The 14,644-nt window shown below is 41.6% G+C and carries 10 protein-coding genes; 8 read left to right on the top strand and 2 right to left on the bottom strand.

Annotation, left to right across the window (positions count from 1 at the left end):
* Nucleotides 1–4: 4 nt before the first annotated feature.
* The gene (locus tag KO473_RS05865; protein WP_005812493.1) at nucleotides 5–817 is read right to left on the bottom strand and encodes an alpha/beta hydrolase; all 813 of its coding nucleotides are present in this window, start codon (nucleotides 815–817) and stop codon (nucleotides 5–7) included.
* 173 nt (nucleotides 818–990) lie between these two features.
* On the opposite strand from KO473_RS05865, the gene KO473_RS05860 reads away from it, so the two are divergent.
* From KO473_RS05860 to KO473_RS05840, 5 genes are all read left to right on the top strand, one after another.
* Entirely contained in the window at nucleotides 991–2,376 is a 1,386-nt protein-coding gene (locus tag KO473_RS05860; protein WP_005822493.1) for a DUF4932 domain-containing protein, read from the top strand.
* 220 nt (nucleotides 2,377–2,596) lie between these two features.
* The gene (gene ychF, locus KO473_RS05855; protein ID WP_005782865.1) at nucleotides 2,597–3,700 is read left to right on the top strand and encodes a redox-regulated ATPase YchF; all 1,104 of its coding nucleotides are present in this window, start codon (nucleotides 2,597–2,599) and stop codon (nucleotides 3,698–3,700) included.
* 168 nt (nucleotides 3,701–3,868) lie between these two features.
* On the top strand, nucleotides 3,869–4,798 hold the full coding sequence (locus KO473_RS05850; RefSeq protein WP_005782864.1) for a ketopantoate reductase family protein: 930 nt from the start codon (nucleotides 3,869–3,871) through the stop codon (nucleotides 4,796–4,798).
* Nucleotides 4,799–4,808: 10 nt separating this feature from the next.
* A complete protein-coding gene (lgt, locus tag KO473_RS05845; RefSeq protein WP_005822496.1) occupies nucleotides 4,809–5,642 on the top strand; it encodes a prolipoprotein diacylglyceryl transferase in 834 nt (277 codons plus the stop codon).
* Nucleotides 5,639–6,280: a chloramphenicol acetyltransferase gene (locus KO473_RS05840; protein ID WP_005782860.1), complete on the top strand. Its 642-nt coding sequence runs from the start codon at nucleotides 5,639–5,641 to the stop codon at nucleotides 6,278–6,280. The genes lgt and KO473_RS05840 overlap by 4 nt, the downstream gene beginning before the upstream one ends.
* On the opposite strand, the gene mutS is transcribed toward KO473_RS05840, so the two are convergent.
* A complete protein-coding gene (gene mutS / locus KO473_RS05835; protein WP_005782858.1) occupies nucleotides 6,281–8,896 on the bottom strand; it encodes a DNA mismatch repair protein MutS in 2,616 nt (871 codons plus the stop codon).
* A 1,136-nt stretch (nucleotides 8,897–10,032) separates the two neighbouring features.
* On the opposite strand from mutS, the gene leuS reads away from it, so the two are divergent.
* Genes leuS through KO473_RS05820 form a run of 3 tightly spaced genes read left to right on the top strand, consistent with a single transcriptional unit; the run spans nucleotide 10,033 to nucleotide 14,373 of the window.
* A complete protein-coding gene (gene leuS, locus KO473_RS05830) occupies nucleotides 10,033–12,864 on the top strand; it encodes a leucine--tRNA ligase (RefSeq protein WP_005822498.1) in 2,832 nt (943 codons plus the stop codon).
* Nucleotides 12,865–12,878: 14 nt separating this feature from the next.
* Nucleotides 12,879–13,778 carry a YitT family protein gene (locus tag KO473_RS05825; RefSeq protein ID WP_005783550.1) on the top strand — a complete coding sequence of 300 codons (900 nt, stop codon included), beginning with the start codon at nucleotides 12,879–12,881 and terminating at the stop codon, nucleotides 13,776–13,778.
* A gap of 10 nt (nucleotides 13,779–13,788) precedes the next feature.
* Nucleotides 13,789–14,373: a non-canonical purine NTP diphosphatase gene (locus KO473_RS05820; RefSeq protein ID WP_005822500.1), complete on the top strand. Its 585-nt coding sequence runs from the start codon at nucleotides 13,789–13,791 to the stop codon at nucleotides 14,371–14,373.
* Nucleotides 14,374–14,644: the final 271 nt, after the last annotated feature.

Genomic DNA, 14,644 nt, shown 5'->3' with positions numbered 1-14,644 from the left:
CCGGTTACATTCCGGACACAGTAAAACGACGAATATAATTCGCCACCAGACAACAACCCGGAGTATATACCTGCCCGTGATCAAAGCCCTGCAATTCGTAAAGTGATACTTTCTGATTACCAATATTCTTCAGTACTGAAGCCAGCAAAGCATTTTCTTCGTAACGGTCTGCCATTTCCAAATTCCGGTCACCGGTAATCAATATAAAAGGAGGTGTATTCTTACGGGCTTTGTTGCAAGGCGCATACCGGTCTATCACCGGAATACCTTCGGGCAGCGCGCGTTCTTTACGTATGGTGAAATGTGTAACAGTCTGCCCGCTGATAGGAAGATACGCAGCTATGCTGTCAGCATCTACTCCATATTTCCGAAGATATGATTTATCTAATCCGACCATTAAAGTCAAATAACCTCCGGCCGAATGTCCGGTAACAAAAACACGTTTGGGACTACCTCCATATTCTTCTATATGTTTACAGGTCCAGGCAACGGCAGCGGCTGCATCATCGGTATAAGCAGGGTTTTTAGCTTTAGGACTAAGCCTGTAATTGACAGCGACTACTGCAAATCCTTGATTCATAAACATCTCAGGAATGTGTTTTCCTCCCCCTTCCAATCCTCCGCCATGAAACCAGACAATCGTTGGAAAGTCTTTTTTCCCAACCGGATAATAGACATCAAGTTTACAGCGTTCCTTACGGTAACCATCCGTTTCCCCCGCAGAAATATACGAAATGTCTTTTACTGTTTTGTACGTCTCCTGTGCCTGTAAGGTGAAGGCAACGAACAGGAGAATAAATGATAAATACTTTTTCATGCTATTAAGTGTTTGTGAATTACTTGGGCAAATATAATACAATAACGACACTGTTTGAAAAAATAATAGCTTCCTTTATGCACTCAATATCAAAAAAGTATAGAGAAGTGGCTGTATTAATTCCTATTTAATTACCTTTGTCAATATCATAACCTCCAAACACTTATTTCAATATGAGAAAGATCACCCTCATTATGTTTACGCTGCTAATCTGTGCAGCACAACAGGTAAAGGCACAAACTGACAGTATGCTCATCCGGCCGACAGTAGATAAGAGAGTCGAACTACTTAGCATTGTTTTCCGTTTAACGGGTAATCCGGAGTATAGCAAAAACGATTTCAAACTCTACACAGACCGCATCGAATCGCATTTTTCTCCATATAAAAACCACGAACTTATACTATTCGTACGCTCGTTGGTCAAGACTGACGGTGTTTCATACGATGCAGTGATGAGTATGGCCGTCAATCTCGACGACCAGTTCAATCTGCCCGAAGATTATGGTTCACTGGACTCTCGTTGGAATAGGAATCAAGTAGGGCCATTCATCAAACTGCTAAAGAAGTTTGTCAAAGACAGTCGTTTCGATGCCTTTTATCACTCAAACGAAAACTTATATAAAGAGGCTGTAAATCGTTTTATGCCTATTTACAAAAACATAGATATCCAATGGTATAATGACTTCTATGGGCAGAAGTCCAACGACCGGTTTCACATTATACTTTCAATGGGCAACGGTTCGGGAAATTATGGACCGAGTGTCACTGACAAGGAAAACGTACATAATGTATTTTCAATCATGGGAGCATGGGTTACCGATTCCGTAGGAATGGTTGTTTATCCATCTGAATTAATCTTACCAATTTTAATCCACGAATTCAACCATTCGTTCGTAAGCTTCGATCCGGAAATGTTCCGCACAAGCGGCGAACAGATTTATGCTGCGGTTGGCGAACAAATGGCGCACCAAGCCTATGGACAATGGTCTATTGTCCTCACTGAAGCAATGGTACGTGCGGCAGTCATAAAATACATGAAAGACCATAACTTCCCGGCTGTCGAAATCACCAAAGAAACCGTCATACAAAAAACACGTGGCTTTGTCTGGATAAGCAAGCTGGTCGATGAACTCGAGAAGTATGCCTCTGACCGCACGACATACCCGACTCTCAACAACTATATGCCACGGCTGACAGAAGCTTACACAGGCTTTGCCCAATATACCGCAAACTATGATTCTATCCGTCCCAAAGTAGTTTCGATCGACGAATTTACCAACGGCGATACAACCGTTCGGAGCGACATCAAAACTATTACTATCCACTTCGACCGTCCTTTGGTGGGCCGCGGATACTCTATCAATTATGGTCACCTCGGAATGGATGCAATGCCCAAGATTTTAAACGTCAACTACGCCAATGACAACCGTACTGTGATTATCGGAGTAGAATTGTTACCCGGAAAAGAGTATGGAATCACTCTTTTAGGGCTTTCTTTCCGCACTCCGGAAGGAGATGGCATAAAACCCTATGAAATTTCTTTCAGAACGGCACAGTGACACAAATTCTCTCTCATTGTCTGTGATCCAGGTAGTAAAAGGCAATCCCATTTTGGACAAAAAGGGAAAGCAGATGACTGCATTAGCCTAAAATTGATTATCTTTGCACCCCAAAACGGAATATTATTAGAGTAATTGCTCTTTTTCAACTTTATAGGGTTACTCTTCCATTTGATAGAAATACACAACTGATTGATAATATAAAAAAGATTATAATATTATGGCATTGCAATGTGGTATTGTCGGACTACCCAACGTAGGTAAGTCAACACTTTTCAATTGTTTGTCCAACGCGAAAGCACAGGCGGCAAACTTCCCTTTTTGTACGATCGAACCGAACGTGGGTGTAATCACTGTACCCGACGAGCGTTTAAATAAACTGGCCGAATTGGTACATCCCAACCGTATTGTTCCTACAACGGTAGAAATCGTAGATATCGCCGGACTTGTGAAAGGTGCCAGTAAGGGCGAAGGACTGGGAAACAAATTTCTGGCTAACATTCGTGAAACTGATGCCATCATCCATGTACTCCGTTGCTTTGACGACGATAATGTAACTCATGTGGACGGAAGTGTGAATCCGGTACGGGATAAAGAAATCATCGATTACGAGTTGCAGCTAAAAGACCTGGAAACCATCGAGAGCCGTATCCAAAAAGTACAAAAACAAGCTCAGACCGGAGGAGATAAAGCTGCCAAGCAAGCTTATGACGTACTTGTGCAATTCAAGGATGCGCTGGAACAGGGTAAATCGGCACGTACAGTAACTTTTGAAACGAAAGACGAACAAAAAATAGCAAAAGAATTGTTTCTGCTTACCAGCAAACCTGTAATGTATGTTTGCAATGTAGACGAAGCGAGTGCAGTCAACGGAAACAAATATGTGGACATGGTACGTGAAGCCGTTAAGGACGAAGATGCCGAAATCCTCGTGGTAGCCGGAAAAACAGAGGCTGACATCGCCGAACTGGAAACTTACGAAGACCGCCAAATGTTCCTCGCCGAGATCGGTTTGGAAGAATCGGGCGTAGCACGCCTTATTAAATCGGCCTACAAACTGCTGAACCTTGAAACTTATTTCACTGCCGGCGTACAGGAAGTACGTGCCTGGACTTACGAAAAAGGTTGGAAAGCCCCACAGTGCGCCGGAGTAATCCATACCGATTTTGAGAAAGGATTTATCCGCGCAGAAGTAATCAAATATGAAGACTTCTTGCAATATGGCTCGGAGGCTGCTGTTAAAGAAGCCGGAAAGTTGGGCGTAGAAGGAAAAGAATACGTAGTACAGGATGGAGACATCATGCACTTCCGTTTCAATGTATAAGACATCTATTTTCAATTATAGACTGAGGAGCTGATCAAATGGTCAGCTCTTTTTTTCTCCTCCCCTCAAAACGAAAACTCCCCGCTTTCTAACACTATCTTCAAGCAAATCATTATCTTTGCGCCCGTATATTATGCCTAACAAGCAACACAAGAAAATATCATGAACATGGAAAGTACTAACAGACTTCGTTATCTTATCGCAGGAACCGGAGGCGTAGGCGGAAGTATCGCCGGCTTTCTGTCACTTGCCGGTAAAAACGTTACCTGCATTGCCCGCGGAGCACATCTGCAAGCGATACAACAGGACGGACTTAAACTGAAATCGGACTTAAAAGGTGAACATACATTACGGATGGACGCTTGCACGGCAGAAGAATATAACGGAAAAGCTGACGTGATATTTGTATGTGTTAAAGGATATTCCGTAGACTCCATCACAGAACTTATCAAACGGGCTTCCCATGAAAATACAATTGTAATTCCTATATTAAACGTATACGGTACCGGGCCGCGCATACAACGTCTGGTACCGGGAATCACTGTACTGGACGGATGTATCTACATCGTAGGGTTTGTTTCCGGACCGGGCGAAATCACTCAGATGGGAACTATTTTCCGTCTGGTATATGGTGCACACCGCGGAACCGTCGTTCCTGTGGGAATGATGGAAGCCGTACAGAGAGACTTACAGGAAAGCGGCATTAAAGTTGAAATCTCTCCCGATATTAATCGTGATACCTTCATTAAATGGTCTTTCATCTCGGCTATGGCAGTCACCGGAGCCTATTATAATGTTCCGATGGGAGAAGTGCAGAAACCGGGTAAGGTACGCGATACTTTCATTGGACTCTCTACCGAAAGTGCAGCCCTGGGAAAGAAACTTGGAATCGAATTTAAAGAAGATATAGTCACATACAATCTGAAAGTTATCGATAAACTGGCTCCTGAGAGCACGGCATCCATGCAAAAAGACATAGCACGCGGACACGAATCAGAGGTACAGGGTCTGCTTTTCGATATGATAACAGCAGCTGAAGAACAGGACATTGATGTACCTACCTATCGGGAAGTTGCTAAAAAATTCATCAAACTATAAAGAAATAATTATGAACAACCTTCTTTTATCTATCAATTGGAATCCGAATCCGGAATTATTCAATCTTTTCGGCATCTCAATCCGTTATTACGGACTACTGTGGGCTATCGGAATATTCTTTGCTTATGTGGTAGTCCACTATCAGTACCGTGATAAGAAGATAGACGAAAAGAAGTTCGAACCGCTTTTCTTTTATTGTTTCTTCGGCATCCTCATCGGAGCACGATTAGGACATTGCCTGTTCTACGATCCGGCATATTACCTGAATCATTTCTGGGAAATGATACTTCCGGTCAAATTTCTTCCCGGAGGCGGATGGAAGTTCACGGGATATGAAGGACTGGCCAGCCACGGAGGTACGCTCGGACTGATTATTGCCCTTTGGCTTTACTGCCGTAAAACAAAGATTAATTATATGGATGTGGTAGACATGATTGCAGTAGCCACTCCTATCACAGCTTGTTTCATTCGCCTTGCCAACTTAATGAACTCTGAAATTATCGGTAAGGTAACAGATGTATCCTGGGCATTCGTTTTCGAACGGGTAGACATGCAACCCCGCCATCCGGCACAGCTTTACGAAGCAATAGCCTATTTTATCTTATTCCTGATTATGATGTTCCTTTATAAGAACTACAGCAAGAAACTACACCGGGGATTCTTCTTCGGACTTTGCCTGACAGCCATCTTTACCTTCCGTTTCTTCGTTGAATTCCTGAAAGAAAATCAGGTGGACTTTGAAAATGGTATGGCACTGAATATGGGACAATGGTTAAGTATTCCGTTCGTAATCATCGGCGTTTACTTTATGTTTTTCTATGGAAAGAAAAAGAGTGCAAAATGAAACATATTATTGATATTAAAACCTGGGAAAGAAAAGAAAATTACGAGTTTTTCCTTGGTTTCCAGAATCCTACTATTTCTATTACTTCAGAAGTAGAATGTTCGGGTGCCAAAACCCGTGCCAAAGCTGCCGGAGAATCCTTCTTCCTGCACTATCTTTATGCCGTGTTGCGTGCTGTCAATGAAATTAAAGAATTCCGGTTCCGCATCGATTCTGAAGGACAGGTAGTCTATTTCGATACAGTGGATATGCTGACTCCCATTAAAGTGGCAGATAACGGACGTTTTTTTACTGTACGACTTCCCTGGCATCCTGATTTTAAAACTTTCCATACAGAAGCCAAAGCCATCATTAACAGAATAAATCCGGATAAAGACCCTTATGAAGCAGAAAAGACAGGAGGTAATGATCTACTGGATGTAGTGCTGCTCAGCGCCACTCCCGATTTATATTTTACCTCACTGACCTGTACGCAGGAACATCGTCACGGTAGTAATTACCCGTTGATGAATGCAGGTAAAGCCGTCATAAGAGGTGGTGTATTAGTGATGCCCATCGCTATGACCATTCATCATGGGTTTATTGACGGACACCACTTATCTCTATTTTATAAAAAGGTGGAAGAATTTCTTAAATAATTATTTGCCCCTGACTATCTTTTTGATATCGTTCAGTTTGTTTAATGCTTCAATCGGAGTCAGATTATTCACATCCAGATTAAGTATCTCATCCCGGATCTGACATAAGACCGGGTCATCAAGCTGAAAGAAACTCAACTGCATACCTCCACGATTCTCACTGACTTCTGCCAGCGGTTTACCTGAAATTCCCTGCTGGCGGTTGTCAGATTCGAGCTGCTTCAGAATTTCATTGGCACGTTTCACTATACTTTTAGGCATACCGGCCATCTTGGCCACATGGATACCGAAAGAGTGCTCACTTCCACCCCTTTCAAGTTTCCGGAGAAAAATAACTTTGTTATCCACTTCCTTAACCGATACATTATAATTCTTTATGCGCTTAAAGGATTTCTCCATCTCGTTCAGTTCATGGTAGTGGGTAGCAAAAAGTGTACGTGCTTTTGCCTTCGGGTGCTCATGAATATACTCCACAATGGCCCAAGCTATAGATATTCCGTCATAAGTAGAAGTACCACGTCCCAATTCATCAAACAAAACGAGACTCCGGGAAGATACATTATTCAAAATATCAGATGCTTCATTCATCTCGACCATAAAAGTAGATTCTCCTACAGAGATATTGTCACTGGCACCGACACGTGTGAATATCTTATCCACCAATCCGATATGAGCACTCTCGGCCGGAACGAATGAACCAATCTGTGCAAGCAGGGTGATCAATGCAGTTTGCCTTAATAGAGCCGACTTACCGGCCATATTCGGCCCCGTAATAATGATAATCTGCTGCGTTGCATTATCCAGCATTACATCATTAGCTATATATTTCTCTCCAATCGGCAATTGCTTTTCAATTACCGGATGACGCCCTTGACGAATATCCAGCACATCGCTGTCTTCAATAACCGGACGGATATAATTATTCTCTTTAGCTACATTGGCAAATGACAGCAAACAGTCAATGCGTGCTATTTGGTTAGCATTGATCTGAATGGCAGGAATAAACTCACTCAGCGCTTGCACCAATTCTGTATACAAGCGGGTCTCCAATACCAATATCTTATCTTCTGCACCCAGGATCTTTTCTTCATATTCTTTCAATTCCTGAGTAATGTAGCGCTCTGCATTTACCAATGTCTGCTTGCGTATCCACTCTTGCGGCACTTTATCTTTATGTACATTCCGCACTTCAATATAGTATCCGAAAACACTGTTATAGGCAATCTTCAAACTTGGTATTCCTGTCAGTTCGCTTTCACGCTGCTGTATCTGAAGCAAATAATCTTTACCCGAGTAAGCTATCTGACGTAATTCATCCAGTTCCGGATTCACTCCGTCTTTAATGACTCCTCCCTTATTTATCAACAAAGGAGGATCATTATTAATTTCCTTCTCAATGCGGTCGCGAATAGAAATACAAAGATTCAACTGCTCTCCAATACGATTCAAACTGGGGTTATCAGCTTGCCGGCAAGCCTCTTTAATAGGTTCAATTGCTTGTAAAGCAACTTTTAACTGTACTACCTCACGTGGAGAAACCCGCCCGACGGCCACTTTCGAAATGATACGTTCCAAATCTCCAATCCGATGCAACTCGTCTTCGATCAACTCCCTGAAATCCGGTTTACGAAAAAAGTATTCTACTACATTTAATCGATCGTTAATAGGCTTCTCGTCTTTTAACGGAAATACCATCCAACGCTTCAGCAGACGCGCTCCCATAGGGCTGATAGTTTTATCGATTACATTGAGAAGGCTACTTCCACCATCATTCATGCTACCGATCAACTCCAGGCTGCGCACTGTAAATTTATCAAGACGTACATACTTGTCCTCTTCGATACGGGCTAATGAAGTGATATGCCCCACCTGAGTATGCTCCGTCATGTCCAGATATTGCAGAATAGCTCCGGAAGCAACAATACCGTTTTTAAGATGCTCAACTCCAAATCCTTTCAGATTTTTCGTCTCAAAATGTTTCAGTAACTTCTCCCGGGAACTGGATTCGGTAAATACCCAGTCATCCAGTTCAAAAGTAAAAAATTTACTTCCAAAGTTTCCTTCGAACATTCCACGTTTTCCACGTTCAAAAAGAACCTCTTTTGGGGCAAAATTATTCAGCAGCTTATCTACATAGTCAAAAGGTCCTTCTGCTGTCAAAAACTCTCCGGTAGAAATATCCAGAAATGCTATTCCACAAGCGGATTTTCCGAAATGAACAGCAGCCAGAAAGTTGTTTTCTTTATAATTTAAAACGTTATCATTGATAGAAACACCGGGAGTGACCAACTCCGTAATGCCACGCTTCACCAACTTTTTCGTTGTTTTGGGATCTTCAAGCTGATCACATATAGCCACCCGCTTACCGGCACGGATCAGCTTCGGCAAATAAGTATCTAATGCATGATGAGGAAAACCTGCCATTTCAATGGTTTTTCCTTTCCCATTGGCGCGTTTCGTGAGAGTAATTCCTAATATTTCAGCCGCAATAATCGCATCGGTAGAATAAGTTTCATAGAAGTCCCCACACCGGAACAGCATCACTGCATCCGGATGCTTAGCCTTCAGGTCAAGGAATTGTTTCATCATCGGGGTTAATTCAATATCATTGCTCACGGATAGTCTTCTTTTTTAAGTTCATAAATAACAAGGCAAAGATAAGGGTTTCCTACTAATCTACCTACCTTAACAGATAGTTTTACCATACCTAAAAAGATGTATATTTACTAACCTTACCAATTATCCCGCCAATAAAATCGGTTACACCAATTTCTAAATAAACCTTTCAAAAGGAGGTATATTTATTAATAACTTTATTAATTCCATTAAAATATATTATAATATACCGTTTTTCACCAGAATTATTTGCAGTTTTCGTGGAAAGCCGTACATTTGCAATGTGTTTTTCATAGTATTAGATTTAAGGTTAACAAAGGTTGGAGCAAGGCGTTGCTCCTTTTTTTATGTCCTTACTCCACAGATTCCAATAATTTCCCTTCCAAATGAATGTAATTCATTCCACACAGATGGTCACACTTTCTTCAAAGAGAGATTATTTTTTCCATTGATAATCAATATCAACCCGTCTCGCAATGGCATATTGAATTAGGAAAATATAAAGTAGCGGAAGATGCACGATACACACTGACAGATCCCAGAAAAAGTGTTTTTGATAATGCGGCGATATTGACTCTTATCGGAAAATGGGATAATAAACTCTTCTTTTCGGCAACAGCCAATAAACAAAATTATCTGCTCTACTATGATCTAAAAGAAAAGAAATCCGGTAATATCCGACTCCCCTATCCGCAATATTCATTCGCCATACCAAAAAACACTCATTCATACCTGAATCCATGTCTGATGACGGAAAATATCTGATCTCGTATGAAATACAAGAAAATGATGAGAATCCAGTGATCATATTGGCCGAAAAATAAAAAAATCGGGATATATTCCATAAAGATTATATCCCGATCGTTATCCTTTCAGCACATCTTCGTGCTCAAACCTATTGAATGAATGTCATCATTTTTATCTTTTGAGTAATCATATGTCTAATCGATGATTACAAATATAAACACTAAAATTTAAATTATCAACAAATATAAGATTTTTATTTTCTGATCCTTCCCTTTCATACCTATTTTGTTTTTTAGCTATCTTCGTGGTTATCTGAAAATAATCATGTAAATTTGCTCCCTCATATTAAAGTATATATTATAAATCACTATAAACAAAAGGTTATCGCTATGGAATATAATTTCAGGGAGATCGAAAAGAAATGGCAGAAAATATGGGTAGACCACCATACCTACCAAGTAAATGAAGATGCATCCAAACAAAAATTCTATGTACTCAATATGTTCCCTTACCCTTCGGGAGCCGGACTGCACGTAGGCCATCCGCTCGGATATATTGCTTCGGACATCTATGCACGTTATAAACGCCTGCAAGGATTTAATGTCCTGAATCCGATGGGTTATGATGCTTACGGACTGCCAGCCGAACAATATGCTATCCAGACCGGACAACACCCTGCAATTACTACCATCAATAACATCAACCGTTATCGTGAACAGTTGGATAAGATAGGATTTTCATTCGACTGGAACCGTGAAATACATACTTGTGATCCCGAATATTATCACTGGACTCAATGGGCATTTATAAAAATGTTCAACAGCTATTACTGTAATGATGAAAAACAGGCACGTCCCATCGAAGAGTTGATCGAAGCCTTCGAAGCCAATGGAACGAAAAACATGAATATAGCCTGTGGTGAAGAAATGAATTTCACAGCCGACGAATGGAAAGCTAAGAGTGAAAAAGAACAACAGGAAATTTTAATGAACTACCGTATAGCCTATTTAGGCAATACGATGGTAAACTGGTGTCCGGCTTTGGGTACCGTACTTGCCAATGACGAAGTGGTTGACGGTGTTTCTGAAAGAGGCGGTTATCCGGTCATTCAAAAAGTGATGCGCCAGTGGTGTCTGCGTGTATCTGCTTATGCGCAGCGTTTACTTGACGGACTTGAAACCGTAGAATGGACTGACTCACTGAAAGAAACCCAACGTAACTGGATTGGACGTAGTGAAGGTGCTGAAATGAATTTCAAAGTGAAAGATTCCGATCTTGAATTTACCATCTTTACGACTCGTGCCGACACTGTATTCGGAGTTACTTTCATGGTGCTTGCCCCGGAAAGTGAATTGGTATCCCAATTAACGACCCCTGCACAAAAGGCAGAAGTAGACGCTTATCTGGAACGTACCAAAAAACGTACCGAACGCGAACGCATCGCCGATCGTAGTGTTAGTGGCGTATTCTCCGGAAGTTATGCCATTAATCCATTAACCAATGAACCTATACCGGTATGGATCAGTGATTATGTACTGGCAGGTTACGGTACTGGTGCCATCATGGCTGTACCTGCACACGACAGCCGTGACTATGCTTTTGCCAAACATTTCAATCTGGAAATTCGCCCGTTGATTGAAGGTTGCGACGTCAGTGAAGAAAGCTTCGACGCCAAAGAGGGTATTATGATGAACTCTCCACGTCCGGAAACTCCTGAAGGGGGCCTCGTACTGAATGGCTTAACTGTAAAAGAAGCCATTGCTAAAACCAAAGAATACATCAAAGAAACCGGATTGGGACGTGTAAAAGTAAATTTCCGTTTACGTGACGCCATTTTCTCGCGTCAGCGTTATTGGGGCGAACCATTCCCGGTTTACTATAAAGACGGAATGCCTTACATGATCGATGAAAGTTGTCTCCCGTTAGAGTTGCCGGAAGTAGCTAAATTCCTTCCTACAGAAACAGGTGAGCCCCCATTGGGACATGCTACCAAATGGGCATGGGATACTGTCAACAAGTGTGTGACAGACAATGACAAAATCGACAATGTAACCATTTTCCCATTGGAACTGAATACAATGCCAGGCTTTGCAGGTTCTTCTGCCTATTATTTGCGTTATATGGATCCGCGTAATCACGAAGCACTCGTTGCTCCTGCCGTAGATCAATACTGGAGAAATGTAGACCTGTATGTGGGCGGTACGGAACATGCTACCGGACACTTGATTTACTCACGTTTCTGGAATAAATTCCTGCATGATTTAGGCATATCTGTAGCTGAAGAACCTTTCCAGAAACTGGTCAATCAAGGAATGATACAGGGACGAAGCAACTTTGTTTATCGTATCAAAGACACCAATACTTTCGTATCTCTGAACCTGAAAGATCAATATGAGGTAACTCCTATTCATGTCGACGTAAATATTGTATCTAACGATATTCTCGATCTGGAAGCTTTCAAAGCATGGAGACCCGAATACGAAACTGCCGAATTCATCCTGGAAGACGGTAAATATATCTGTGGATGGGCTGTTGAAAAGATGAGTAAATCTATGTTCAATGTAGTTAATCCGGATATGATTGTCGAGAAATATGGCGCCGATACACTTCGTATGTACGAAATGTTCCTCGGACCGGTTGAACAATCCAAACCCTGGGACACGAACGGAATAGATGGCGTACATCGTTTCATAAAAAAATTCTGGTCGCTATTCTATGACAGAAACGGCGAGTATCTGGTAAAAGACGAACCGGCTACCAAAGACGAACTAAAGGCACTTCATAAGCTCATTAAGAAAGTAACCGGTGATATTGAACAGTTCTCCTACAATACTTCGGTAAGTGCTTTCATGATCTGTGTCAACGAACTCTCAAGTTTGAAATGCAGCAAAAAAGAAATATTGGAGCAGCTCGTTGTGGTCCTCGCTCCCTTCGCTCCCCATGTTTGCGAAGAATTATGGAATACATTAGGAAACACCACTTCCGTATGTGATGCACAATGGCCGGCATTTAATGAACAATACCTGGTAGAAGATACGGTTAATTACACGATTTCTTTCAATGGCAAAGCCCGTTTCAATATGGAGTTTCCTGCAGATGCCGCCAGCGATGTAATTCAAGCCACCGTACTTGCTGACGAACGCTCGTTGAAATGGACAGAAGGTAAAACACCGAAAAAAGTTATTGTAGTTCCGAAGAAGATTGTTAACGTTGTTATTTAATACCTACACACAAAATGATAAGCAAACCCACAAAATCCGATGTAATGCGAGAGTTGAGAGATTATATCTTTATCACTCTCGGACTGATAAGTTATGCGTTAGGCTGGACAGCCTTTCTTATTCCTTATCAGATTACTACAGGTGGAACAACCGGTATCGGTGCCATCATCTATTATGCAACAGGCTTTCCTATCCAATGGTCTTATTTCATTATCAATGCTGTGCTGATGACATTTGCCATTAAGATACTTGGTCCGAAATTCAGTATAAAGACGACATATGCCATCTTTATGCTTACTTTCTTCCTATGGTTCTTCCAACTGATCATTGTGGACGATAAAGGAGCTCCGCTTCAGTTGGTAGGAGAAGGGCAGGACTTTATGGCTTGCATCATCGGAGCCATCATGTGTGGTCTCGGATTAGGGGTGGTATTTAATAATAACGGCAGCACGGGTGGTACCGATATCATTGCAGCCATTGTTAATAAATACAAGGATGTTACTCTCGGACGAATGATCATGTTTTGTGATATCATCATCATCAGTTCATGCTATTTCATTTTTAACGACTGGCGCAGAGTGATATTCGGTTTCGTTACCTTGTTTATCATCGGCTTCGTTCTGGACTATGTAGTCAACAGCGCCCGTCAATCGGTACAATTCTTTATCTTTTCGAAAGATTATGCCAAGATTGCCGACCGCATTACGAAAGAAACCCATCGGGGAGTGACCGTACTTGACGGATTGGGCTGGTACAGCCAGAATAATGTAAAAGTATTAGTTGTACTTGCCTACAAACGTCAGTCACTCGATATTTTCCGTTTAGTGAAAGATATCGATCCGAATGCTTTTATTTCGCAGAGTTCGGTAATCGGTGTATATGGTGAAGGATTCGACCGCCTGAAAATAAAATAAACTGCATACAATGAAACGTAAACTTGTTTTCGCAACCAATAATGCACATAAGCTGGAAGAAGTATCTGCTATCTTAGGAGATAAAGTCGAACTACTCAGCCTGAATGACATCAATTGTCATACAGATATTCCGGAGACAGCAGAGACTCTTGAAGGCAATGCATACCTCAAATCATCTTTTATTTACCGGAACTACGGATTAAACTGCTTTGCCGATGACACGGGACTGGAAGTTGAATCACTGGGAGGTGCTCCGGGTGTCTATTCGGCCCGTTATGCCGGTGGAGAAGGACACAATGCGGAAGCCAACATGTTGAAACTCCTCCACGAACTGGAAGGAAAAGACAACCGTAGAGCACAATTCCGTACGGCTATTTCGCTCATTCTGGATGAAAAGGAGTATCTCTTCGAAGGAATCATAAAAGGCGAAATAATCAAAGAAAAAAGAGGTGATTCCGGATTCGGATACGATCCGATATTCGTTCCTGAAGGATACGACCGGACCTTTGCCGAATTAGGTAATGAAATTAAAAATCAAATCAGTCATCGTGCTTTGGCTGTGAACAAACTATGTGAATTTCTTCGTTCGATCTGATCGATAAAACGAAATAAATAAAATGAATCCTTCGGCTGAATATAATTTCAAACCGAAGGATTTTTTTATACTTACCGATGTCGGCAGACGGCACTTCCCCACCCGCTACTAATGTGACCAAGTATGACATCAAACATCAGGAGATGAATGGGTACATGCAAAATACATAGCGAAGCTGAATAAAAATCATTTCAATACTTCATTCATCCTGAAACACTAAGCTTACATTACAAAAACATCCGGATGTTCTGCATTAGAACATCCGGATGTT

Source organism: Bacteroides sp. HF-4919 (genome assembly GCF_018860125.1).
Note: the sequence above shows the minus strand (reverse complement) of the source record. Positions and strands in the feature narration are given on the sequence as shown.

What these genes read in the sequence shown, in the direction of transcription:
- lgt (WP_005822496.1), top strand. Translation starts at nt 4,809, where the DNA reads ATGAACAACCTTCTTTTATCTATCAATTGGAATCCGAATCCGGAATTA.
- KO473_RS05825 (WP_005783550.1), top strand. Translation starts at nt 12,879, where the DNA reads ATGATAAGCAAACCCACAAAATCCGATGTAATGCGAGAGTTGAGAGAT.
- KO473_RS05865 (WP_005812493.1), bottom strand. Translation starts at nt 817, where the DNA reads ATGAAAAAGTATTTATCATTTATTCTCCTGTTCGTTGCCTTCACCTTA.
- KO473_RS05840 (WP_005782860.1), top strand. Translation starts at nt 5,639, where the DNA reads ATGAAACATATTATTGATATTAAAACCTGGGAAAGAAAAGAAAATTAC.
- KO473_RS05820 (WP_005822500.1), top strand. Translation starts at nt 13,789, where the DNA reads ATGAAACGTAAACTTGTTTTCGCAACCAATAATGCACATAAGCTGGAA.
- leuS (WP_005822498.1), top strand. Translation starts at nt 10,033, where the DNA reads ATGGAATATAATTTCAGGGAGATCGAAAAGAAATGGCAGAAAATATGG.
- KO473_RS05860 (WP_005822493.1), top strand. Translation starts at nt 991, where the DNA reads ATGAGAAAGATCACCCTCATTATGTTTACGCTGCTAATCTGTGCAGCA.
- KO473_RS05850 (WP_005782864.1), top strand. Translation starts at nt 3,869, where the DNA reads ATGGAAAGTACTAACAGACTTCGTTATCTTATCGCAGGAACCGGAGGC.
- ychF (WP_005782865.1), top strand. Translation starts at nt 2,597, where the DNA reads ATGGCATTGCAATGTGGTATTGTCGGACTACCCAACGTAGGTAAGTCA.